The organism is Aridibaculum aurantiacum (genome assembly GCF_017355875.1).
In the GTDB taxonomy this organism is placed as follows: domain Bacteria; phylum Bacteroidota; class Bacteroidia; order Chitinophagales; family Chitinophagaceae; genus Segetibacter; species Segetibacter aurantiacus.
Map to the genome: position 1 here is coordinate 127,046 of NZ_JAFEWC010000003.1, position 23,408 is coordinate 150,453.

General features: G+C 43.4%; 19 protein-coding genes and 1 tRNA gene. 2 read left to right on the forward strand and 18 right to left on the reverse strand.

The features are described from left to right. The first annotated feature begins 151 nt into the window (after positions 1-151). Positions 152-1,813 carry an alpha-glucan family phosphorylase gene (gene glgP / locus J4N22_RS14390; RefSeq protein WP_207495687.1) on the forward strand — a complete coding sequence of 554 codons (1,662 nt, stop codon included), beginning with the start codon at positions 152-154 and terminating at the stop codon, positions 1,811-1,813. 67 nt (positions 1,814-1,880) lie between these two features. Here glgP and J4N22_RS14395 read toward each other — a convergent pair whose 3' ends face one another. From J4N22_RS14395 to J4N22_RS14405, 3 genes are all read right to left on the reverse strand, one after another. Further along, the gene (locus J4N22_RS14395) at positions 1,881-2,102 is read right to left on the reverse strand and encodes a hypothetical protein (RefSeq protein ID WP_207495689.1); all 222 of its coding nucleotides are present in this window, start codon (positions 2,100-2,102) and stop codon (positions 1,881-1,883) included. 179 nt (positions 2,103-2,281) lie between these two features. Then, positions 2,282-4,648: a TIM-barrel domain-containing protein gene (locus J4N22_RS14400; RefSeq protein ID WP_207495691.1), complete on the reverse strand. Its 2,367-nt coding sequence runs from the start codon at positions 4,646-4,648 to the stop codon at positions 2,282-2,284. 167 nt (positions 4,649-4,815) lie between these two features. Further along, entirely contained in the window at positions 4,816-5,622 is an 807-nt protein-coding gene (locus J4N22_RS14405; protein ID WP_207495693.1) for a hypothetical protein, read from the reverse strand. A gap of 79 nt (positions 5,623-5,701) precedes the next feature. Here J4N22_RS14405 and ade point away from each other — a divergent pair, with 79 nt between their 5' ends. Further along, positions 5,702-7,354: an adenine deaminase gene (gene ade, locus J4N22_RS14410; RefSeq protein WP_207495695.1), complete on the forward strand. Its 1,653-nt coding sequence runs from the start codon at positions 5,702-5,704 to the stop codon at positions 7,352-7,354. A gap of 8 nt (positions 7,355-7,362) precedes the next feature. On the opposite strand, the gene J4N22_RS14415 is transcribed toward ade, so the two are convergent. The 15 genes from J4N22_RS14415 to J4N22_RS14485 all read right to left on the reverse strand — a co-directional run bounded on the left by J4N22_RS14415 (position 7,363) and on the right by J4N22_RS14485 (position 23,235). Next, complete coding sequence (locus J4N22_RS14415; RefSeq protein WP_207495696.1) at positions 7,363-8,019, reverse strand: hypothetical protein; 657 nt, start codon at positions 8,017-8,019, stop codon at positions 7,363-7,365. Between the two features lie 200 nt (positions 8,020-8,219). After that, a complete protein-coding gene (locus J4N22_RS14420) occupies positions 8,220-8,987 on the reverse strand; it encodes a TIGR03915 family putative DNA repair protein (RefSeq protein WP_207495698.1) in 768 nt (255 codons plus the stop codon). 1 nt (position 8,988) lies between these two features. After that, positions 8,989-10,242: a putative DNA modification/repair radical SAM protein gene (locus tag J4N22_RS14425; protein WP_207495700.1), complete on the reverse strand. Its 1,254-nt coding sequence runs from the start codon at positions 10,240-10,242 to the stop codon at positions 8,989-8,991. A 718-nt stretch (positions 10,243-10,960) separates the two neighbouring features. Beyond that, positions 10,961-11,033: transfer RNA gene (locus J4N22_RS14430), tRNA-Ala, on the reverse strand. A 100-nt stretch (positions 11,034-11,133) separates the two neighbouring features. Continuing rightward, entirely contained in the window at positions 11,134-11,448 is a 315-nt protein-coding gene (locus J4N22_RS14435; protein WP_207495702.1) for a hypothetical protein, read from the reverse strand. A 95-nt stretch (positions 11,449-11,543) separates the two neighbouring features. Next, positions 11,544-11,930 carry a response regulator gene (locus J4N22_RS14440; RefSeq protein WP_207495704.1) on the reverse strand — a complete coding sequence of 129 codons (387 nt, stop codon included), beginning with the start codon at positions 11,928-11,930 and terminating at the stop codon, positions 11,544-11,546. A 30-nt stretch (positions 11,931-11,960) separates the two neighbouring features. Continuing rightward, positions 11,961-12,944 (reverse strand): XdhC family protein, encoded by a 984-nt coding sequence (locus J4N22_RS14445; protein ID WP_207495705.1) that lies wholly within the window; start codon positions 12,942-12,944, stop codon positions 11,961-11,963. Continuing rightward, positions 12,944-14,362, reverse strand: coding sequence for a DUF6986 family protein (locus J4N22_RS14450; RefSeq protein ID WP_207495706.1), 1,419 nt, complete (start codon positions 14,360-14,362; stop codon positions 12,944-12,946). Before J4N22_RS14450 ends, J4N22_RS14445 begins: the two co-directional genes overlap by 1 nt. A gap of 60 nt (positions 14,363-14,422) precedes the next feature. Continuing rightward, positions 14,423-15,289, reverse strand: coding sequence for a hydroxyisourate hydrolase (gene uraH / locus J4N22_RS19990; protein WP_242692242.1), 867 nt, complete (start codon positions 15,287-15,289; stop codon positions 14,423-14,425). Positions 15,290-15,293: 4 nt separating this feature from the next. Beyond that, positions 15,294-16,700, reverse strand: coding sequence for a urate hydroxylase PuuD (locus J4N22_RS14460; protein ID WP_207495707.1), 1,407 nt, complete (start codon positions 16,698-16,700; stop codon positions 15,294-15,296). Continuing rightward, positions 16,697-17,731 (reverse strand): allantoicase, encoded by a 1,035-nt coding sequence (gene alc / locus J4N22_RS14465; RefSeq protein ID WP_207495708.1) that lies wholly within the window; start codon positions 17,729-17,731, stop codon positions 16,697-16,699. Before alc ends, J4N22_RS14460 begins: the two co-directional genes overlap by 4 nt. After that, entirely contained in the window at positions 17,713-19,044 is a 1,332-nt protein-coding gene (allB, locus tag J4N22_RS14470) for an allantoinase AllB (RefSeq protein WP_207495709.1), read from the reverse strand. The genes alc and allB overlap by 19 nt, the downstream gene beginning before the upstream one ends. Next, positions 19,041-21,338, reverse strand: a complete 2,298-nt coding sequence (locus J4N22_RS14475; RefSeq protein ID WP_207495710.1) for a xanthine dehydrogenase molybdopterin binding subunit — start codon at positions 21,336-21,338, stop codon at positions 19,041-19,043. The genes allB and J4N22_RS14475 overlap by 4 nt, the downstream gene beginning before the upstream one ends. Next, a complete protein-coding gene (locus J4N22_RS14480; RefSeq protein WP_207495711.1) occupies positions 21,335-22,756 on the reverse strand; it encodes an FAD binding domain-containing protein in 1,422 nt (473 codons plus the stop codon). The genes J4N22_RS14475 and J4N22_RS14480 overlap by 4 nt, the downstream gene beginning before the upstream one ends. Next, entirely contained in the window at positions 22,756-23,235 is a 480-nt protein-coding gene (locus J4N22_RS14485; protein WP_280923986.1) for a nucleoside deaminase, read from the reverse strand. The genes J4N22_RS14480 and J4N22_RS14485 overlap by 1 nt, the downstream gene beginning before the upstream one ends. Positions 23,236-23,408: the final 173 nt, after the last annotated feature.

Sequence of the window (23,408 nt, forward strand, 5' to 3'; positions counted from 1 at the left end):
CGTCTTCATTTACTTATCTGTCACCAAAATTAATTTTCCCTTTAAATACCTTAACTAAGGGTAAACATGACTAATCGCAGATTGTGTAAAAAATACATTTCAAATATTTGCGTTTATATTGCAAACACTATTTGACCCCAAAGAAACAATTATGAACTTTAGAAAGTACGAAGTCCCGTTTACAGTTGATGAGCGTTATGCTAAGCGTGTTGCTTATTTCTCCATGGAGTTCGCTATACATCAGCCTTTAAAAATATACAGTGGAGGCCTTGGCTTCCTTGCAGGTTCTCACTTGCGCAGCGCATATGAATTACGCCAAAACCTTGTAGGTATAGGCATTCTATGGAAGTACGGTTATTACGACCAGGCACGCAACCAGGATCAAACCTTGCAGGTAACATGGCTCGAAAAAAATCATTCTTATTTAGAAGATCCAGGTATCAAGTTCCAGATCACTATTCATGATCACCCGGTTTGGGTAAAGGCTTATTACCTTAATCCTACTACATTCAACAGTGCTCCTTTGTTCTTGTTGAGTACTGATTTACCAGAGAATGATTATGTATCTCAAACCATCACTCACCGCCTGTACGATGGTAATGTGGCAACTAAGGTGGCTCAGTTTATTCTGTTAGGTGTTGGTGGTGCTAAGCTTTTAGATGAAATAGGGTTCAATCCACAGAAGTATCACCTGAATGAAGCACATGCAGTGTCTGCAGCTTTCTACCTGCTTAACAAGTGGAAGAGTGTAGAGAAGCTAAGAGAGCATCTTGTATTTACCACGCATACTCCTGAAGAAGCAGGTAACGAAAAACATGACATTTACCTGTGTCATAAAATGAGTTATTTCTGCGGCTTACCATTAGATGAGGTACGTAAGCTAACAGGAATAAAAGACGATCTTTTCAATCACTCATTGGTAGCATTACGCTTCGCTAAAATAGCTAATGGCGTATCTGAATTACATGGTCATGTAAGCCGCCAGATGTGGAGCCAATACGAAAATATTTGTCCTATCACTTCTATCACCAATGCACAGGATTGGAGGTATTGGGCCGACAAACAATTGTACAGGTTTAAAGAAGAAGGTAACGATGCAGCTTTTGATGACAGGAAGAAACACCTGAAGCGCAGAGCTTTTGAAATAGTTGCCGATCAAACCGGAAAGATCTTCGATCCAAATGTACTTACCATTGTTTGGGCACGTCGTTTTGCAGGATATAAAAGAGCTGAATTGATCACTCGTGATCTTGAAAGGTTCAATAAATTGACAAGCGATAGCAAGCGCCCGGTACAGATCATTTGGGCTGGTAAACCTTACCCACTTGATTACCCTGCTATCACCGATTTCAATCACCTGGTTCACCTGAGCAAAGGCTATAAAAATGTAGCTGTTGTAATTGGATATGAACTTGCACTTAGCAAGCGATTGAAGCAAGCTGCTGATGTATGGTTGAACAATCCTCGTGTACCAAGAGAAGCATCAGGTACCAGTGGAATGACAGCAGCAATGAATGGTGCAGTGAACTTTAGTACCGATGACGGATGGATACCAGAATTCATCAACCACGGCAACAATGGATACGTGGTTCCAAAAGCAGATTACGATAACATGCATGTGCAGGAGCAGGATGAATACGACCTGAACAAGTTGTATGAAATCCTGGAGAATGAAATTCTGCCTACATACTACGATAATCCAGATACATGGCGCCAGGTAGTAAAGAACGGGATGCGTGATGTACGCTTCAAGTTTGATAGCAACCGAATGGCAGATGAGTATTACCAGAAAGTATTTAATTACGAAGGATAAAGAAACAAACCCACCAATTGGTGGGTTTGTTGTTTCATACAATAAAAGAATTTCTCCTGCTTTAGTGTTAGTCAATGTAGTCATCACTGAAACGCTTCTTTGCCAATGGCAGTACCAATACAGCAGCCGCAATAATGTAAGACAGCGGGTTTGACCATACCAGTTTTTGAATGTTGTCAAACTGGTGCTGACCAAAAAAGATGATAGAAAGTGCTGCGTAAAAGATCATAACAATGAGGCAACACCAAAAGAAGAAATTTAAAAGTGTGTAGGTTAGCTTAGAGCTCATGGATAAGGAATTTTAATGCCTTACCATTTTCAAAAAATGTGCCGTAGCAGCAGGTGAGACTACTTGCGTGCCATATTGTTTTTACCAAGAAGGAACACTATGATGCAAGTGGTTGATGTATATGCCTACTTACTTCATTATTCTTTATGAATGGGCAGATATCCTTTGAGCCTAGATGATTATTGAACCACTTTAATTTCAATGGGTTGCCCGGTAAAAGTGAATTCAATATAAGCAGCCTTCATAATATCATCCCATGAAATCGTAGGTGCAGTGGTTGATTTAGATTGTTGTGCTTCTTTCTCATTTACATATACGTGTGTTGGCAATTTTTCTAAACCAGGTATTGCAAGATTGAACCTGCGTGAGGTAGGTTTCCCCGCAAATTTCCCATTGTTGCTGGTAATGGTAAACGTGCAGCTTTCACCCCATCCGCTGCTGTTAAAGCTAATAAGTTCAAACGCCTTGCTCGATATAGAGTTTTTACTTTTTCCATCATCATCAAACAAAATATATGAACTTGCCCCGGCAGAAGGGAGGTAAGTGATCATCAAGTTTTCAGTGGAATAATCCTGTGTATTCTTCACCTGTTTTCCAAGGTAAGGGATGAAACTTCCTTCACGTAAATAAACAGGAATGGAAGAGATCCAAACGGTGTCAGTTACCCATTGGCGGCCCTCAAAAGCAGCAAAACTTTTTGAGTCGTACCATTTGCCTTCAGGTAAATAAAGACGACGTGATGTAGCGCCTTTTTGCAGTACCGGTGAAACCATCATATGTTCGCCCCACATGTATTGATCTTCTACAGAATATGCAGCTGTATCACCAGGAAAATTATAGTATAAAGGACTTACCAATGGCTTTCCCTTGATAGCCTGTTCGTAGGCCAATGTATAAGCATAAGGCATCAAGGCATAACGCTCATCCACTGCTGCCTTTGCAAAAGTTTTATATGGTTGCTCCCATAGTGCAGGTTCGCTCGGAAATGAAGGTGCCGTAGCATCTACCTTTGAAAGCTCGGTACCATGTGGACGAAATATAGGCGTGTACTGTGCAAACTGCAACCAGCGTACATAGAGCTCTCCATCTTTTTCACCCCCTGCAAAACCGCCTGCATCAGCATGAATATATGGTACACCACTCATGCTCATCCCCAGCATTACCGGTAGTTGTGCACGCAGCCCATCCCAACTGCGGCTTACATCGCCACTCCATGGAAAAATAGAATAGCGCTGTGTGCCTGCAAAGCCGCTCCTGTTTAGGCTAAACAAGCGCATGTTTGGATACTCTTTGGCGTACTTGTCAAACAACATCTTGGTCCAGTAATGACCATATGCATTGTGTACCTCATCAGCTTTGAACAGTCTTTTGTATCCAAGATCTTTCAGGTTATGATAAAGATCAGTAGGATGTTTTTCCGGTTCACCCAGGTCGCCCCACCAACCAACTACGCCGCGGTTCATCTGTGCTTTGTATTTGCTCCAAAACCAGTCACGGCTGTCCCTTCTGAAAATGTCGATCAAGCCTGCTTCTCCAAAATAAAAGTCCTTTAGAAGGTATGGCTTGCGCAAACTATCTACCGCATGAAACGGTCGTGAAGCTGCAAAATTCTTCGACTGCTTTACTACGAATGGTTCAGTGATAAGTATGGTTTGTGTGCCTTCTTTTTTAAAATCGCTGATCATCTTTGTGGGATTAGGCCATGCTTTTTTATTTACCCAATCAAGATTACCCATGGTTCCTTTTATGCTATCGCCAAACCAGAAGAGATCGAAGATGACAGCATCGTAAGGGATATTACTACTACGCATTTGCTGCATGATACCTCTTACTTCCGCTTCACTTGTATAACCAAAACGGCTTAAGAAATTGCCCAGTGCCCACCGTGGCGGCAGCGGTTGTGTACCTGTAAGTTTATGGTAGGAGGTAAGGATGTCAGCATAGTTGTTTCCAAGAATGATATAAAATGTTAGTTGACCACTCATTGCACCATACTCCAGTACTTGAGGATTTGTTTTGCCAATGTCTAAATAACCTTTTGAAACATTATCGAAGAAAACGCCATAGAGATGCGAAGAGGTAATAAAGGGAACAGAGTAATTAAGATTATCGGCACCCATTCCATAGCCATACCACGGATTGTTGTACAGGTTGAATTTATAGCCTCGCCTGTCTAGGGGAAGCGCTCTCTCACCTGCACCAAAAATTTTTTCATCGCCTTGTAATAAGAACCTGAAACCCTTATAGTCCCCGGTATCATTCAATCCTATAAGTACTGCCTGCCTTTGACCAAAGATCAATGAGTCGCCCTTTGCTTCCATACGCATGCTATCCCATAGAACTACATAATCAGCGCCTTGTATAGAAGATACTTTTACCGCAGCTTTTGATGGCTTCAAAATAATAGCATCACTTATGTTCTCGTTCCTGTTATAGCCTTTGGGTTCTGCTACTATTTGTATGATGTTAGCAGCGTAAGGTGTGATGGTCCATTTGGCCGTTGGCTTGTTGAGTATTACTGCGCCGTCGCTGGTAATAGCAGGCATTTGTGCTACAGCAAAATTTATTAACAAGCAACATAGCAAAGAGGATATTGTATAGCGGCCAATCATCTATAAAGGTTTAACCGGAAAACTACAGAAATTCAATTGGCACACAATAAAAAAGGCGCATGATTAACATCAGCGCCTTTTCCTTCATATTCAAAAATATCTTATTCAGCCTTGTACCATTTTGCATCGATCGGCTGGTTAACTTTTATATTTGAGTATTCAGCTTCACTATCGCCCATAGCTGTTTTTATGGTCATCTTAGTCGGGAACTTAATCCCTTCTACGTCTATATAATTGTTGTAAAGAATGGTAGTTTCCATTTTTTCTATTCTGCCACCTGCGCCCATGCTATTCATCAAACCTCCCATGCCACTTAGGTTTGCTGCTGCAGCACCTTTGGCATCTTGCCTTACAATCAGGTTGCTCGTTTTACTAAAATAGTAGATCGTTTCCTGGCCAGTGGCATCGGTTAGTTTGATCTTATATGTGTCTTCATTATTCACCTTCGCATCCTGTAGCTTCTCAACTTTATTTCCTTTGGCTGCATAATTTACCAGCGCTGGAAATATTCCCTGCACATCTGTTTGCTGCAGGTTAGCCTTGCGGTCTTCAGCACTCATTTTTTGTAAACCACCTTCAGCACCTGTGAATGGATTGGCAGGAAGCATAATGTAACCTGCTGTATCATTAACAAGCGTATAAAAATTCATTGATTCAGGTCCCATCTGGATGCTTGATTGGATGCGGGCCATCTTACCTTTTTCTTTGTAGAAATCAACAGGCAGTTCAAAAGCACCCATGGGTGATTGAAGTTTTATAAGCTGGCTGTACTGCAAAGTATTGATGGCATCCAGTTTTTGCTTTCCGCCGGTAGCCTCAATAAATTTATTGATAACTTCATCCGCTGTTTGAGCAAATCCAATGGTAGCAAACAAAACAAATGCAAAGAGGCTGGCAAGTTTTCTCATATTCATTTTTTATATCTCCAAAAATAGGGGACGGGCAGCAGTTGCACTTGTTAACATTTAGCTTCTAAAAATTCTTTTAATGAATACTAACATTACCCACTCTTTTTCTGTTCAAGGTAATCTTGTAGATGTTCCTAACCGGCAAATTTTTGCTGCCGCTATTCATGTAGAAGATGGACGTATTGCTTCCATAGAAAAACTTGCAGATGATGCAGTGGTAGAAGGTTTCATTCTTCCCGGGTTTGTAGATAGCCATGTGCATGTAGAAAGCAGTATGCTGGTGCCAAGCGAATTTGCACGGCTGGCAGTGGTGCATGGTACAGTGGCCACTATTTCCGATCCACACGAAATAGGAAATGTGAATGGTGTAGAAGGAGTGGAGTTCATGATTGCAAATGGTAAGGAAACACCTTTTAAATTTTATTTTGGTGCACCTAGCTGTGTGCCTGCTACCACATTTGAAACAGCAGGTGCTGTGATTGATGCCAAAGATGTAGCTGCTTTGCTTGAAAGGGAAGAGATCGTGTACCTGAGCGAGATGATGAATTTTCCGGGAGTATTACATGCCGATGCAGAGGTGATGGAAAAAATAGCTGCGGCGCATAAACTTGGCAAACCTGTAGATGGTCATGGACCCGGCTTACGCGGCGAGCTGGCAAAGCAATACATCGATGCAGGCATCAGCACCGATCATGAATGTTTTACTGCTGAAGAAGCGCTGGATAAGCTGCAGTTTGGTATGAAGATCCTGATACGTGAAGGCAGTGCAGCTAAAAATTTTGAAGCACTTATTCCGCTGCTTGATGAGCACTATGAGCAGATGATGTTCTGCAGCGATGACAAGCACCCTGATAGTTTAGAAGAAGGTCATATCAACCAGCTTTGTGCAAGAGCGGTAGCAAAAGGTATCGATGTATTTAAAGTATTGCAGGTGGCATGTGTAAATCCGGTATTGCATTACAAAATGAAGGTTGGTCTACTTCGCCAGGGTGATCCTGCTGATTTTATCCTTGCTGAAGATCTTACTTCGTTCAAAATCCTTTCAACTTATATAGATGGTAAACTGGTAGCTAAAGATGGAAAGACTTTGATAGCTGCGGTGCCTGTTACTCCTATCAATAAATTCAATTGTGAGCCAATAGATGCAGCCAGTATCACAGTCCGTCGTGCTGGTCATGAACTGGTGCCAGTGATAGAGGCGCTGGATGGGCAGTTGATCACGAATAAGATAATGGAGAACGCCAACCTGCTTACCAATAGCAATGATGAGCTGGTGAGCAATACAGAAATTGATGTACTGAAACTGGTGGTGGTAAATCGCTACAACCAGGCTGCGCCAGCAGTTTCTTTTATTAAAAATTTTGGTTTTAAAAGAGGAGCTATTGCATCATCAGTAGCACATGACAGCCACAATATAGTAGCTGTAGGTGTAGATGATGATAGTATCACAACAGCCATCAACCTGGTAATAAACGAGCGGGGAGGAGTGAGTGTGGTAGATGGAACTGATCAGCTTGTACTTGCCTTGCCTGTTGCAGGATTAATGAGTGCAAAAGACGGTTATGCAGTAGCAAAAGAATACACAGCTATCGATGCAAAAGCAAAAGCATTGGGCTCTTCATTGTCTGCTCCATTTATGACCTTATCATTTATGGCGCTGCTGGTAATACCACACCTAAAGCTTAGCGACAAAGGCTTGTTCGACGGAGATACCTTCAGCTTTATTAGCTGAGGCAGGTCTTATAATGAACCAATGGTTACAGCCATACAGTCTGCACCCGCAGTTACTGCAATGCCTTTTATGGTTTTAGAAACCGTCTCTCTGCCAGAAATGATATAACCGTTTGACTTCAGGAAACCAGCTATTTTAAAGCCATCCTGCACATTGCTGTTGGCAGTTTGCCTGATCTTTACACATTTACCGGCAAGCGCTGATTTTTCTCTTTGTGCATTAAGCTGGCTTAGTACCTGCTGCATGCGCTCTTCCGTTAGTTGAACTTTTTTAACAGGCTTCTCTACTGGTTGCTCCGCTTTCGAAGCAGGTTTTGCAGTATCCGCTTTTACAGGTTGCAGTGCAGGCTTCACCTCTGCCACAACTGGTAGTGGTGCGCTAGTAACAGGTGCATTGGTTGCAGACACTTCTACCTGTTGTTGTGGTTTTATGTCTTGTGCAGGCGCCTCAGTTACTACAGTCTTTTGTTGTTCAAATTTGCTTTGCAGGGTATCAACTTTGGCTGTGGCTATAGTAGTAGCGGCAATACCGGCAGTATCTGTATCATTCTTTTTAGAAAAGTAGAAGTAAATGATTGGTATCTCTATAGCAGCAATGATAAGTGTTACCACTGCCGCTATTTTTAAAAATTTGGCTACAGAGAATGTGTTTTTTCTAGAGTTCATGGAAGGGCAGTTGTTTAGTCTACAAAAAGGGACGCCAGTTCAAAATACAGGTATTGTATTACTAATAAACGTTTTTTCAGGCGGATATTTTACATGCTAAAAAAATCATTGAGCAGCAAAACGATAGCGACATCAGAAAACACTGGTTCTCATGTTTCTTTAAAAGTTCTGCACGATTTTGATGACGAGAAACATTTCGATTAAAGCTGCCTTTTCTCCGGCAGGTACTTCCAGTAGCGCTTTGGCATGTGTTGGATATGCAATTTGGTATTCTTTCTTGCTGCAATGTTCACGCTGTCAAAATATTGTTTCCACAATACCTGGTATAGCGCTTCGTGTTCATCAAATGCATGTTGCAGCTCTTTTCCCTCGTTGCTTTCTTCGCTGAAGTGCATTTCTACCACCGATACGTTTTGCAGGTCGTAATACAGCCCATACTTCCTGCGGGTGTCATATAACAGCCACTGCTGGTCAGCATACCGATCTTTGAAATGCCTTTCTATAAGCGGGAGTACATTATAGTCCGGCTGGCAAACCGCGTAGTAAAGATTGTCCTTCATTTTCTGGAAACGGATGAAAGCTTCCATCCGGTGCTTTTCCCGGTGCACCTTTTTTGCCATTTGCCATACATACAAAACAGCTGAATGAGCAAAATCACTTTCTATGCTTTGTGGCCTACTGAAGGCATACTGAACATACTCCAGCAGCTTATTCTCTACGCCAATTTCTTCGCCTAAAAATGTTTTATACACCTGCGCTACCGCATTCGCTGAAATCTTTTGTTTCAGCCCCTTCCAAACTCTTTCAGCCTTTGCTTCATCTGTAACCACATTCTTTATAGTGGCAAAAACATTTGGCTGGTGCTGCTCTGAAGTAACAATTTGCACAGCAGCATATTTATATTCATACACTTCAAAAACAGCTGTCAGCCAGCCTTCAAAGCTGCCGTCGTACAGCATCGTTACCATTCTAAAACAGCTTTAACTGGGGTGAGAAATTCGGCTGGTACTTGCTCGTGGTCTGCTGCATGATCAGCGACTTTAGTTGCAGTGGCAGCAGGTCTTTGTGTGTATATGCATCGGCTGCGCAGGTGATAAAGTGGCGGGCCCTGTTCCATGCTATTCCTAACTTCTTTACATGATCTGCCGTAAGCTGCTGGTGCTTGCGTGCCGCAACAATTTTTTTGGCCGTGCCCACACCAATGCCCGGTACACGCATGATCATATACAGGTCAGCATAATTTATATCTACAGGAAAAAGCTGCGGGTTTCTCAGCGCCCATGCAAGCTTAGGATCTATATCCATATCAAGCACAGGGTTCTCCTGGTCCACTATCTCCTGCAGGCTAAAGCCGTAAAAGCGCAGCAGCCAGTCTGCCTGGTACAGCCGGTTTTCACGTATCATAGGTACGGGTGTACCAATAGCAGGCAGGCGGTTGTCGTTGCTAATGGGCACATAACCGGAGTAGTATACCCGCCGCATGTTCATCTTCTTGTAAAACTGGTCCGCCATCCAAAGTACCTGCAGGTCATTTTCTGGAGTAGCGCCCACCACCATCTGCGTGCTTTGGCCGGCAGGTGCAAACAGCGGAGCTTTTTTGAATAGTTTCTTTTCCTCTTTGTTGGCAATGATGGCACCCTTCAGGTACTTCATCGGGGCAATCATATCCTTCCGGTTCTTATCGGGCGCCAGCAGCTTCAGGCTTTGCTCGGTTGGCATTTCCACATTTACGCTAAGCCTGTCGGCATACAAGCCAGCTTCCTGCAGCAGTTCGTCACTGGCGCCAGGTATGGCTTTCAGGTGTATGTATCCATGAAAATTTTCTTCAGTCCGCAGCTTCTTTGCAATGCGCACCAGCCGCTCCATGGTGTAGTCAGCGTTCTTAAAAATGCCGGAGCTCAGGAACAAACCTTCGATGTAGTTGCGACGGTAGAAATTAATGGTCAGGTCAACCACCTCCTGCACGGTAAAAGCAGCACGTTTAATGTCGTTGCTTTTGCGGCTAACGCAGTAGGCACAGTCAAAAATGCAATGGTTCGTCAGCAGTATTTTCAGTAGCGACACACACCTGCCGTCTTCGGTGTAGGCATGGCAGATGCCATTGCTGGCGTTGCCAAGGCCTTTGTTCTCATTCTTGCGCTTGCTGCCGCTCGATGCGCACGACACATCATATTTAGCCGCATCGGCCAGTATGCTTAACTTCTCCCGTATCCTCTCGCTCATTTCGTGGTGTTGCTTCAAAAATACTAAAAACTTTAGCAAGGGCTGTAGGTGGTGCTATGTTAATTTTATGGTGCCAGCATCTGTGCAATGAAGTGGCTTTTGTTGCGTCGCACACTTCAACAGGGGGGGATTTTTTAGCTTCGGGGATGCCTCCTTCGTCGGCATGACAACGACTGCTATGTCATCCCGAGGAACGAAGATCTCCATGCAAATAAGGAACAGGGGATGCCTCCTTTGTCGGCATGACAACGAGTGCTATCTCATCCCGAGGAACAAAGATCTCCATGCAAACAAGGAACAGGAGATGCCTGCTTCGTCGGCATGACAACGAGTGCTATGTCATCCTGAGGTACAAGTGATTTATATGCAAACAAGGAACAGGGATGCCTCCTTCGTCGGCATGACAAGAAGTATGTCATCCCGAGGTACGAGGGATCTCCATGAGAAAGATTAAGATTTAGATGCCTCCTTTATCGGCATGACAACGAGTGCTTTGTCATCCTGAGGTACAAGTGATTTATATGCAAACAAGGAACAGGGGATGCCTCCTTCGTCGGCATGACAAGAAGTATGTCGTCCCGAGGTACGAGGGATCCCTCTACAAATATAAAAATAGGATGCCTCCTTCGTCGGCATGACAGTTTACCAACATCATCAGAGGTTTAAAAGGCGATAAACTAATAGAATCAAAAAAGCCCCTTGCGGGGCTTAAAGCTTGTGGAGAATAGCGGGGTCGAACCGCTGACCTCTTGCATGCCATGCAAGCGCTCTACCAACTGAGCTAATTCCCCATGATGGCTGCAAATGTATTGGTTGATCCCTAATGCAGCAAACATTTTTTTGTCGCTATTCTTGATATTTCGAGGGGCAGCTATCAAAGGAAAAGTATTATCATAATCTTTCTTCTACGACTCCTGTAGGATGAACAACCAGAACTTTATTTGTGTATTTATGTTCATGCGGTGATCGTAAGTCGGTAATTCTGATTGTATAAACATAACTACCTTTTGCATCTTTAAATACATAATCAACTTCTACTAAATATGCTAGTGGCACCCAACCATTTGAAATGATGTAGTCTTCAAATGCTTTTTGAACCGGCTTAGGGACCTTGGCCTCTGTGTTTGAAGTTTGTGCTGAAACATTATTCGGTGAGAGGCATGTAACTGTGCAAGTGATCACAATTAGCAGTAATAGTTTTTTCATCGATTGTGTTGTGTTACAACATTGATAACAACCAAAGTAAAAAAGTTGTAGGTGGGAAATAAAAACTATAAACTTCTCATTATGGGAAACCCGCATTAGGCTAACTCTATAAAACGCACCAATTGGTATCCCAGCATTTCAAGGTCGTATTGTTTTTGTACCACCTCCACTGCACCAGATGCAAGCAATACATTCTTTAATTCTTCTGTCATGGTGCCGGTGTATATGTACACCGGGATGTGCTCGTAGCGCGGGTGAAACTTTAACCGTTGCAGTAATTCCATCCCGGTCATTTCGCCCATGAAATAGTCACAAACGATGAGGGTTGGTAATTCCTCGTCCTGCAGCGTTTCTAAATGATCAAATGCTGTAACAGGATCATTGCAGAAATAAAATTGGGTAAATCCCAGGCGTGAGAATCCTTCACTGATCATTTCAGCATCCTCCGGATCGTCTTCAACAAAAAGTATCTTTAAAACCATAAGTTTCTGTTGCACTAGATCCAGAAAAAATTATTCCTGCTCTAATGAATAAGCCCTTCCTGATGACAGGTTTTTATTCTTTTCCTTTATGATTTCTGCAGCTATGCTTACTGCTATTTCTTTGGTAGTCTTACTAAAAATGTTGATGCCGATAGGCGCATGGCAATGTTTCCACTTTGCTGGATCAAATCCTTCGGCTTCCAGTTCTTGCAACAGCGTTTTGATCTTAGCATCGCTTCCCATCAATCCGAGATAGTAGTATTCTTTATCCAATAATTGGCGAAAAACGATCTTATCATCCCTGTAGCCAAACGTCATAATCACCACAAATTCTTCTTTATTGGACGGTAGCACTTCAACTATTCTATGATAATCTACCACATGTTTCTCGTGCGCAAACCGGTTGTTGGTAAAAGTATTCAAGCCTTCTCTGTTATCATACATCTTCACATAAAAACCAAGAAAGTGCATCAGTTCACTTAAAGCAAGACCAACATGCCCGGCACCGATGATGTGTATAACAGGCCGTTGATCTGCCTTTTCTGTATAGATCCATTCTTCATTTTGCAACTGTTGAAAACCGCAAGTCGCATCCACTGTAGAGGTTATAGTTAATCCTTCCCGTGTTAGCTGTACCATCTTTTTTTCATGGTTGCAGATCGCTTTTACAATTGCTGCTACCTGTACAAGTGAAGAGGGATTAAGCGGAACAAAAGCTATACGTTGGCTGCCGGAGCAGATCATACCTGATTGATCTTTTGCATGTTGCTTATCGTGGTACTGCTGCATGAGCGAAATCCTAGTTGCATCTTCTGTAAGCATGGCTTTGGCTTTTTCCACCAGTTTATGCTCCATAATACCACCACCTATCGTTCCTTCAAAGCTACCATCGCTTGCTACTGCCATTTTAAACCCCCGTCGGCCAGGCGAACTGCCTTCACTTTCCAGCACCCATAGCAGCAGCACCTTTACTGAAACCTGCAGCTTGTCATGTATATACTGCCATACCTCCATTACTTCGCCCGGTTCTCCAATATTTTTTTGAATGAACGACCTCTTATTTCTTCCATGGTTAAGCCTGTTCGTAATACTTCTTCTTCGGTGATAGCACCGCTGTTCAGGGCTTTTAAAAAGAAGTTGAGCAAGCCCTGCCCGGTTGCTGCGTCGTCGAATACATCGCCTATCAAAGTAGCTCTTGCTGCTTTTTCTACAAAGGTCTTCAGGCGCTCTACTGCATCTTCATAACTCTCTAAAAAGAATGCGAAGACCGCGGCATACCGCATAGGAAGTTGTGCCGGGTTCAGGTCCCAGCCCTGGTAGTAGCCATTCCACAAAGAATGCCTGATGTGGTCATAGCCTTTCTTCCAAGCGCGGTGAACCACAGCTTTATTTTCTGCCAGTTGTTCTTCGGTCATATCACCACGATGCGGTCCTATAGGCATTGTATTGGTTGCGCCATCAGATAACCAGATGCCGGTATGCGCAAGTGCAACTTTGGTCATATGGTGTGCGAAATCACAAACAGGATGATCCATCTCCTGGTAGCGTGCAGTGATGCCTGCAGAAGCCGTATAATCATAGGTTCCAAAATGCATAGCGATGCACCTGCCGTTGCTGGCCTGGATGAAGCGGTATAACGGGTTGGTGCCATCAATATCCATGATGGATTGTGTCGTCTCCACCATCATCTCCATCTTCAGGCTGCCGCGTGTAATGTTCAGTTCCTCTTCCAGCACATCGAACAATGCTGCAAGTGTTTTTGGTTGTTCAGGAATGGTAACCTTTGGCAGCATCACCACAAAATTCTCCGGCAACTTGCCGCCAGTTTCTTTTACCAGTGTTGAGACAAAGAGATCAAGTGTACGCAGGCCGCGTTCTTTCATCTCTTCCGTAAAAGGCTTAATACGTATACCTATGAAAGGCGGAAGTGTATTCTCCTGCATACCACGTGCTACTTCTTTGGCTGCGGTTACTGCGGTCTCATCTTCCTCTTCATTGCTACGGTTGCCATAGCCATCTTCAAAGTCGATGCGAAAATCTTCTATGGCTTCGGTCTCTAGCTTCCGTTGCACTTTATGGTAAACCTCATAAGCAAGACGTGCAGGATGTTTGCGTTTCTCTTCTTTGCTTAGTTGTTCGTATTGTTCTTTAAGCTCCGCAGGTGTAGTGCCTGCCAGTTGTTGAACTCCATCCAGGTTGAAAATTTTACCGAAAGAAACAAAATCAGGTGCATAGGTGCTGAAGCTTTCTATAGCTCTTTCACCCAACACTTTTGCTGAATTGTACTTAAATAAATTGGCTCCACCATACACGGTGTGCACGGGCTGCCTTTCCGTTCTGTCGCCAGGATATTTTTTTTGAAAAGCAAGATTAGCCTGGCTTAAGCTGTTGAATAATTCTTCTTTTTTATTTCCTGGTATGGATGGGTTCATATGTATGATTTCTTCTTAAAGATTGATATCTGCAGTTAAATAACTCTTCCAGCACGCAGATCAGCTTCCCCTATAAGTGCTGTATCCATATGGATTAAGGAGCAGTGGTACATGATAGTGCTGCCCATCAAACACGCTGAATTGTATCTCCACCCTTGGATAAAAACTTTGCACTTGCTGCGACTGGTGGTAATCTGCAGTCTCAAATATCATCTTGTAATTGCCACCTTCCACAATACGGCCAGGAGGTAACAGGTCAGCTATTCTTCCATCGTGGTTGGTAACACCTTGGGCAATGGTATGGAAGCTGTTGTTCTGTTCCTGCTGTAGTGCAATGGTGATGTTTCGGGCAGGTTTACCTATGGAAGTGTCTAGCACATGTGTGGTTATTTGGCTAACAGGAAGAAAACTCCAATCAGCTTCATACAGCAATTTCTTAAGCCTGATAATCGTGATCTTCATTTGCTCGTTGGCGGCTATGTGCAATTCATCCTTGTATGTATTACGCAAACGGTCATCCATCATGCGCAACATCTCATCACCGGATTTGCCCGTAGCACATACTATAAAAGTGAAGCGATATTTTACGTGGTACGACTTGTTAGCTTTTGCCAATGCTTCTATCAATGAAGATGAAGCAGTAGCTACACCAGCTTGTTCTGCACCAGCAAGATGTTTGGTCGATGCAAATTTTTCTTCCACTGTTTCTATGTCGCCGATCTTTGGATGTTGTGAAAATGCCTCCAGCCAGTCGTCACTGTTACACGTGTCGTACCAGGCGCTGAGGGTGTGTTGTAAGAGGTCTTTTTCAGAGGCAAATGGATAATGTTTCATCAATTCGTCTACCCAGCGATTGCTGCCACAGCAGGTGAATAATTGTTCACGTACTGTTTGTTCTTCTTGTTGATTGAATCGTTCTATTGTCATGTTGTTATTTATTTTGACCGCCTTGTTCTATCCAGCATCGTATAATGTTTCTTTCAGCTTCGGTCATAGCTGTTTTATTGTTCTGCGGCATTGTCTTCGTTACTACTACACGCTGCATGATCTTTTCTTTCATGTTGATGATATCCTGCGGCGTATCGTACACCACCCCGTTAGGCGGAGCTGTGAAAACATCATCTGTAGGTTGAGATGAATGACAGCTCACACATCTTTTCTGCACGATCATGTTTACTTCATTGATGCTTATGATATCATTGCATGCTCCCGGATCTTTGGGTGGTGCTGAAATAAAAGCTGCTGCCAGTAAGATGACGATTGATACCGGTAATACGTATATGTTCAACTGCTTTTTTTCGCGCAGGTTAAGATAGTGCTTTACGCCTGCTGTGCCTATAGTTATGATCATAAGCATTAGCCAGGGATTGCTAAAGCCAAACGTGCTGGGAAAATGATTGCTGATCATTACGAACAAAACCGGCAGCGTCAGGTAATTGTTGTGCAGCGATCTTAGGCCTGCATGTTTTCCCAGCTCAGGGTTTAGTGGCTCACCTTCTTTGGCCGCTTTCACCATAGCTTTCTGCGATGGAATAATGATGAAGAAAACATTGCCTGCCATCAGTGTTCCCAGCATACCGCCAAAGTGAATATATGCAGCACGGCCACTGAAAACATTGGTATAAAAAATAGCAAATGCTGTCACAATCACCAACCCCACAAGCGCAAACAGTGCCTGCTTTTTTACTAAAGCCGTTTTACATAAAAAATGGTAAATAATCCATCCTGCCACCAGCGAAGCAATGCCTATAGCAATGCCGGCTGCAGGCGAAATGTCAAGAATGTTTGGATCTATCAAAAATGCTCTCGCATTGAAATAGTACACTACAAACAACAAGCTGAAACCGGACAGCCAGGTGAAGTATGCTTCGTACTTAAACCAATGTAGATCCTTAGGAATTCGTTCAGGTGCAACTTTGTATTTTTCTAAATAATAAAAGCCACCACCATGTACTGCCCATAAATTACCGGCCAATTCTTCACGAACATCTTTGGTACGATTGAGTGCATTCTCCAGAAAGACAAAATAGAAAGACGCACCTATCCATGCAATGCCAAAAGTGATGTGCATGAGGCGTACAACTATGTTCAGCCATTCCATAAAATGACCTTCCCAAGGAGTGCCTTTGATAGCAAAATAAGTATTGGTAAGGGTGGCTATGGTTATAAAAATAATGGCCGCGTATACATAACCCTGGAAACCATCCAGCATCTCCTTCCTCCTTTCTCCTTCTTCTGTTTCACCTTCCTCTTTACTAAGTGATGGAAAGAAATAAGTAAGCCGCAACAGCATGATCAGCATGAAAGCAAGCACAACATATATAACACCAAAAATCATAGGCTGCTGTTGATTGTACCATATAAGCGCAGCCTGCTAACGCCACCATCAGGAAATATATTTATCCGTACATGCGAAATCAGCGGTGAAGCAAGTAGCTCTTTTTCGAACGTATGAACTTCATCAGCATGTAGCTTTTGTTCTGGTAATATTGTTTGCCATTCGTTGCTGTTGACAACATTGGTTTCGCCTGTGGCCATGATGCCTTCTATAGAACAACGATCAGGATAGTTGCCCTTGAAATGGCAGGTGTCTACCACAGCTTTACATATATAACCAGGGTGCGCAAGCTTGATGATAACCCAATCGCGGTTGTTAGGTGTGCGATTTCTTTTTGTCTCCCACCCATCGCCCATGTTTACGCCGCGGCTGGGCATCAACAGGTTACTCATATTGCTAAAGAACATGTCGTTGCAGGCAATCGCTTTGCCTCCATTGATGGCTGCTGCAAGGTCCACCACTTCACCTGGCTTTAGTGCGTTCCAGTCTTTATGAACCTCTCCATAAACCTTTAATCTTGCCACGCCACCATCGGGGTAAATATGCAGCCTGATGTGGCTGTAGATCTTAAAGCTGGTGCTCTGGTAAAAGTTCTGGCTACCAGGATCAAGTGGTGATTTGGGTAAGATGGTTTCCCATTCGATTGATGCATCATCCCAATTGGGGATGTTGGTTGCATCTTCTATATACACAGCTTCAATAGAGGCGTGTGGCGGATGGTTGCCTAAGAAAAAGTTTGTATCAATATCAAAGCCGGTAATACGTCCGCTGGTAGCAAGTTGTACCACGCACCAATCATGTCCGGGTGTTCGTTTGCGACGGCTTTCCCAGCCATCCATCCACTTGCCCCGTTCGGTGTATTTGTCTGCTTTAAAAATGCCTCTGCCTGGCTTTAGCAGGTTTTCTTTTTCTGCAAAAAAATCATCAGTAGCATACAGCACCTTTCCACCTAATCGCTCTGCAGCAAGGTCGGTTAGTTGTGTGAAAGATGGTTGTTCTTTTATGATCTCTGTTACTTTCTCAAAAGCCATTGTCCCTTGTTTTTGTTAATGATGTTTTGGTCTTTGTACACCAGTTCGCCAGCTACATAAGTAGCGTATGTTTTACCATACAATTCTTTCCCGATGTAAGGGCTCAGCTTATGCTTGTGATAAACCTGTTCCTCCGTTATTACAAGTTGCTCTGCAGGCGACCAGATGGTAAGATCTGCATCGTAGCCTTCTTTTATCAAGCCCTTGTTGTTATTAGCAGAAAGGAACTTTGCAGGTTGTTCGGTTACTAACGGAATAAATTCTTCTAAGGTTATTTGCTGCTTTAGTGCCGTCCATGAAGAAGGCAGTAAAAACTGCAGACCTGCAATTCCGCCCCATGCTTCCAACAAATTTCCTGAAGCTATTTCTTTTATAGAAGGTGGTGCCGGAGAATGATCTGTGGTTATGAAATCGAGTATTCTATTTTTCAGCGCTTGCTTTAACTGTTCATTGTTTTCTCTTTCTCGAATAGGAGGAGCACACTTGTACAGCGTGTTTCCATCCGGTATTTCTTCAGCATTGAAGTAGAGATACTGCGGGCATGATTCAGCAGTTAATGGTAATCCTTCGGCTTTTGCTGAAGCAATCATCGCCAATGCATCACTGCTTGATACATGTACAATATGTGTAGGGCAATTGTGTTTGCGGCACAGGTCGATCATCATTTTGATAGAATAATTCTCCCAGTGGCGCGGCCTGCTGTTAAGATAGCTTTGGTAGCTTGTAGGATTGGCTGCAAGATCATCTCCATGTTTGTCATCGCTCAGCTCGCAATGAACAAGTAATGGAACCTTGTGCTTTGCCAGTAGCGGCATTGCTTCTTCCAGTTCTTGTATACCCACATTTGGAAATTCATCAATGCCTGAATGCGTCAGGAATGCTTTTACTCCTAGAACACCAGCGTTAATCATGCCTTCCAGCTCATGCACATTGCCCGGTACAAGACCCGCATAAAAGCCACAGTTTACATGCAGCTTGCCCTTTGTTGCCTCCAGCTTTTCATGAAATGCAGCAAGCGTAGTTGTGACCGGTGATGCATTGAGTGGCATATCAACTATGGTGGTGATACCACCAGCTGCAGCTGCCTTTGTTGCGGTATCAAAACCTTCCCAATCTGTACGTCCCGGCTCATTCACATGTACGTGCGCATCAATTATACCGGGCATAAGTATATGATCACCTGCATCTGTTATCTCACCTGCAGGCATGGCACCTGAAATGATCTCTTCAATTTTGCCATTGTTGAAACATACAGTTGCCTCTTGCAACCGGCCACCTGTCCAGCAACGCTTACTATATATTCCTTTCCTCATTTTTGCTTGGTGTATAAGGCCATCAAAACTTTTTCGTGCGTGATAGGAGCCGAGTAAGGAATATCAGCTTGCGGATTGAAAGCAAGGATGGCATTGCGAATAGCGAAATAAGCACCGATGCCATACATGAGTGGTGGCTCACCAACAGCTTTCGATTTAAAAATCGCCAGCTCAGCTCCATCCGTATGCAGGAAGTGAATGTTTAGTTCTTTAGGTACCGAATAAATGTCTGGTATTTTGTAGGTAGAAAGAGCATTCGAAAGCAGTTTGCCTTCTTCGTTATATACCACCTCTTCCATTGTCATCCAGCCAATGCCTTGCACGATGCCGCCTTCGCATTGGCCAAGGTCTATCAGCCTGTTTATGCTTGATCCAAAGTCGTGCACCACGTTGACACTGTCTATCTCGTAGGTGCCACGTATGCAATCTACTGTGGTAGTAAAAATGGCAGTGCCATAAACATGATAAGCAAAGGGATGACCTTTCTCTGTGGTCTTATCGAAATGAATAACAGGTGAAGCATAATGGCCTTTTGCACTCAGGTTTATCCTGTGCTGGAACCCAGCTAAAACCAGTTCATTCCAAGTCTTATCCTGTTGAACACCATCAATAAAAATCTTCTCATCAACAATTTTGATGGTTGCCTCTGCGTGGGTATTGTAAAGCTTGCGCACCAGCTGGTACAGGCGGTCATTTATTTGTTCGCATGCTATTACTAAAGCTTTACCATTTAGGTCTGCTGTGGCGCTTGCTGCAGAAGGTGATGTATTGGCTACGCGTGTTGTATTGGTTGTTTCCAGCTTTATTTTTTTCTGCGAAATGCCAAAGGTTTGTGCTGCTACCTGCATCATCTTTGTATTGATGCCTTGCCCCATTTCTACCGCGCCGGTGCTTACACTTACGCTGCCATCCCAATACACATGCACCAATGCTCTTGCCTGGTTCATCATGGTGTTGGTAAATGAGATGCCAAAACATATAGGCATCACGGCCACACCTTTTTTATGCAGGTCGTTATTTGCATTATAAATAGCGGCTTCTTCTTTTCTTTTATCAAATTCAAAACGAAGTTTTGCATCCTCCCAGCAGTTGATTGCTTCGCTTTCCTGCACTACCTGCCCATATGGAAATTCGCTTCCATCGTGCAGCAGGTTTTTTCTTTGCAGTAGGTCTTTATCTACACCCAATGCAGTTGCCGCATGATCAATTGCTGCTTCTATTACAAACATGCCTTGTGGCCCGCCAAAGCCACGAAATGCTGTGTTAGGTGGAAGATTGGTTCTGCATGAATTAGCTGTTAACTGTACATGCGGAATATTGTAAGTATTAGTACCATGAAATAAAGTACGCTCCAATATGGCGGGAGATAGATCTGCCGCAGCACCACCATTTTGAAAATAGGTAGCCTCGTATGCTATAATGTTTAGTTCCTCATCAAGACCGATTTTATAATCGCTTTTATAAGGATTGCGTTTGCCACTCATGCGCATGTCTTCCATGCGGTGAGGGATACACTTTACAGGTCGCTTTAGATGGTGTGTGGCAAGTGCGGCCATGCTGGCCCACATTGCAGCCTGGTCTTCTTTTCCACCAAAGCCGCCACCAAGGCGGGTTACATCTACTTCTATAGCATGCATGCCTACTCCTAGCACATGCGCCACGGTTTCCTGTACGTGCCTCAATCCTTGTGTAGATGAATACAATTTGATGTTGCCATTCTCAACAGGTATGGCATAGGCACCATGTGTTTCCAGGTAAAGATGTTCTTGCCCGCCAGTCTCAGTCTTTCCTTCAAATACATACTTGCAGCTCTTGAAAGCTTCTGCAGCATTGCCTTTAGAAAAGCTTCTTGATTTTGTTAGCAGTTGTCCTTGTTTGAATGCTTCACGTGGACAGGTAATGATGGGCAGCGATTCGTATTCAACTTTTATTAGCGTGAGTGCATGTTCGGCTGCTTCTTCAGTTTCTGCAACTACTAATAAAATCGGCTGCCCACGAAACATTACTTCTTTTTCTGCAAGCAATGGCTCATCGTGAATGATGCCGCCTATTTCGTTAGCGCCGGGAATGTCGCTATAAGAAAATATACGAACAACACCTTCCGCTTTTTCTGCTGCAGATGTGTTGATGTTGGTAATGTATCCATGCGCGATGGTGGAGTCATATATTTTGGCGTACAGCGTTCCTTCCATGGCCGGTATATCATCTACATAAATAGAACGACCGGTAACATGTCCTGCTGCATCTATATTGGCAACAGGCTTGGTGGTGGTATGTGCAGGTTGAGCTATCATGCCAGCAATAGTTTTTTTACTTCGTTAGCAGGAGCTTTATGTTGTAGCATGTGCGCTAAAAACAACTGCCGCAGCAGTAGTCTTTTGTATGCTTCTGTTCCCCTTGCATCACTGATGGGTGACACCTCGCCATTCATGATTTCTATAGCTGCTTTCAGTACTTCTGCTGTAGGTTGTTTGCCTTGCAAGAACTCGCAGGTTATGCTTAAATGTTTTGGAAAAGGAGCTACACCACCAGCTGATAAATGAATAGAAGAAATGATGTTATTCTTCCATTCTATCAAGCAAGCAGAATTAACGCTGGCAATATCCAGGTGCATTCGCTTCGATACTTTTTCGAAGTTGAAAACAGCTTGTGCAGGTGGCACTTTAAAGATGATCTTCTCAATGTATTCCGGAGCATGTTTATCCAGTTGCTTGTATCCTTTGTAAAAATTCTTTAGATGGATGTTGCGCTGCTGTGTTCCGTCATTCAGAATAATATTTGCATCAAGAGCCAAAAAGAAAATGGTCATATCACCAATAGGGGAGGCGTTTACCAGGTTGCCTGCTATGGTTGCCATATTCCTGATAGGCGTAGAAGAAACGAGCTTGATGAACTTCTTTACCGAAGGAAACATCTGGTTGATAAATGTCGATTCAACAAACTCACTTACAGTAACTGAAGCACCAATCATGCATTCACCATTCACAACTTGAATGCCTTTAAGATGAGCCGTATCTGAAAGCAATTGTACAGGTGCGTGTTTAACAGCAGATGGCTTTTGAACAACCAAGTCAGTTCCGCCACCAATGCGCAATTTATCTGTCTCGCCATTTGAGTGTGGCGCATGTTTAAGCTGTTCTCTAATCACATGCAGTCGTTCTTCTATGCCAATAAAATAAGCAGGAAGAAAACCTTGTTTAACCAGCCAGCTTGTAGTTTTATCAACAGGCTTTTCATGTACAAGCTGTGTAATTACTTGTGCAGCGCGCTCTATAGATTTATATCCTGTGCAGCGGCAAATATTGCCATCAATAGCTGCTATGGCTTCATCATATTTTTTAGTAGCAGGATGTAAAACAAAACCAGTAAATGACATAATAAATCCAAGGGTGCAGAAGCCGCACTGGGTACCATTGGTATCTACCATTGCCTGCTGTACCGGCGATAGTTGATCCATATTTACACCTTCAACCGTTACAATATGTTTTCTCTGTGCATTACCTAATGGGATCAGGCAGCTGGTCATGGAGCGGTAGATGAGCCGGTTGTTTTCTATATCGCCTACCAGCACTGTGCATGCACCGCAGTCGCCTTCGCGGCAGCCGATCTTGGTGCCTTTTAGCATTTTATGATAACGCACAAAATCAAGCACCGTGCTACCGGCAGCAAGATCAGTGGTTATCTCCTGGTTGTTGAGTATGAAGCGCAGCATCAATATTCAATTTTAGATTCTGCATCTGCCCATTTTCTAAAAGTTTCCAATGCTTCTTCGCGTAAGATCTGTCGGGTAAACAAGCTGCGTTCTTCTACTGGTTTTGCTATTTCTTCATAGATGAACTTGTCATCGAATTTGATGTTGGCAGCATCTTCTTTGCAGTTGGCATAAAACAATTTGGCAGGTCGAGCCCAATAAATAGCGCCAAGGCACATTGGGCAAGGTTCGCAGCTTGTATAGATCTCGCAGCCATCCAGCTGAAAAGTATTAAGTGTCTTGCATGCATTGCGGATAGCAACTACTTCGGCATGTGCAGTGGGATCGTTGGTGGCAGTTACCTGGTTGGTGCCATGCGCTATGATCTTTCCGTCCTTAACTATAACGGCACCAAAAGGTCCGCCTTTCCCGAGTTCTACATTTTCAGTTGATAAACGTATTGCTTCGCGCATGAAATCAGAACCATCCAGTTTTTCCATAAGTCGATCGTTTAAGGTTGCTTACTTGATGCGCAATAACGTGGCCTCGTATTTTAGCAATAACAGCATCAGCAAGTGTTTCTAAAAATAGGATTATTGAAGTGCTTCACAAAAACATTTATTGTGGTTGTCACTTTGGTAAAAGCTTTGTTTGAACTAAGTCTTATTTAAAA

What these genes read in the sequence shown, in the direction of transcription:
- glgP (WP_207495687.1), top strand. Translation starts at nt 152, where the DNA reads ATGAACTTTAGAAAGTACGAAGTCCCGTTTACAGTTGATGAGCGTTAT.
- J4N22_RS14395 (WP_207495689.1), bottom strand. Translation starts at nt 2,102, where the DNA reads ATGAGCTCTAAGCTAACCTACACACTTTTAAATTTCTTCTTTTGGTGT.
- J4N22_RS14400 (WP_207495691.1), bottom strand. Translation starts at nt 4,648, where the DNA reads ATGCCTGCTATTACCAGCGACGGCGCAGTAATACTCAACAAGCCAACG.
- J4N22_RS14405 (WP_207495693.1), bottom strand. Translation starts at nt 5,622, where the DNA reads ATGAGAAAACTTGCCAGCCTCTTTGCATTTGTTTTGTTTGCTACCATT.
- ade (WP_207495695.1), top strand. Translation starts at nt 5,702, where the DNA reads ATGAATACTAACATTACCCACTCTTTTTCTGTTCAAGGTAATCTTGTA.
- J4N22_RS14415 (WP_207495696.1), bottom strand. Translation starts at nt 8,019, where the DNA reads ATGAACTCTAGAAAAAACACATTCTCTGTAGCCAAATTTTTAAAAATA.
- J4N22_RS14420 (WP_207495698.1), bottom strand. Translation starts at nt 8,987, where the DNA reads ATGGTAACGATGCTGTACGACGGCAGCTTTGAAGGCTGGCTGACAGCT.
- J4N22_RS14425 (WP_207495700.1), bottom strand. Translation starts at nt 10,242, where the DNA reads ATGAGCGAGAGGATACGGGAGAAGTTAAGCATACTGGCCGATGCGGCT.
- J4N22_RS14435 (WP_207495702.1), bottom strand. Translation starts at nt 11,448, where the DNA reads ATGAAAAAACTATTACTGCTAATTGTGATCACTTGCACAGTTACATGC.
- J4N22_RS14440 (WP_207495704.1), bottom strand. Translation starts at nt 11,930, where the DNA reads ATGGTTTTAAAGATACTTTTTGTTGAAGACGATCCGGAGGATGCTGAA.
- J4N22_RS14445 (WP_207495705.1), bottom strand. Translation starts at nt 12,944, where the DNA reads ATGGAGGTATGGCAGTATATACATGACAAGCTGCAGGTTTCAGTAAAG.
- J4N22_RS14450 (WP_207495706.1), bottom strand. Translation starts at nt 14,362, where the DNA reads ATGAACCCATCCATACCAGGAAATAAAAAAGAAGAATTATTCAACAGC.
- uraH (WP_242692242.1), bottom strand. Translation starts at nt 15,289, where the DNA reads ATGACAATAGAACGATTCAATCAACAAGAAGAACAAACAGTACGTGAA.
- J4N22_RS14460 (WP_207495707.1), bottom strand. Translation starts at nt 16,700, where the DNA reads ATGATTTTTGGTGTTATATATGTTGTGCTTGCTTTCATGCTGATCATG.
- alc (WP_207495708.1), bottom strand. Translation starts at nt 17,731, where the DNA reads ATGGCTTTTGAGAAAGTAACAGAGATCATAAAAGAACAACCATCTTTC.
- allB (WP_207495709.1), bottom strand. Translation starts at nt 19,044, where the DNA reads ATGAGGAAAGGAATATATAGTAAGCGTTGCTGGACAGGTGGCCGGTTG.
- J4N22_RS14475 (WP_207495710.1), bottom strand. Translation starts at nt 21,338, where the DNA reads ATGATAGCTCAACCTGCACATACCACCACCAAGCCTGTTGCCAATATA.
- J4N22_RS14480 (WP_207495711.1), bottom strand. Translation starts at nt 22,756, where the DNA reads ATGCTGCGCTTCATACTCAACAACCAGGAGATAACCACTGATCTTGCT.
- J4N22_RS14485 (WP_280923986.1), bottom strand. Translation starts at nt 23,235, where the DNA reads ATGGAAAAACTGGATGGTTCTGATTTCATGCGCGAAGCAATACGTTTA.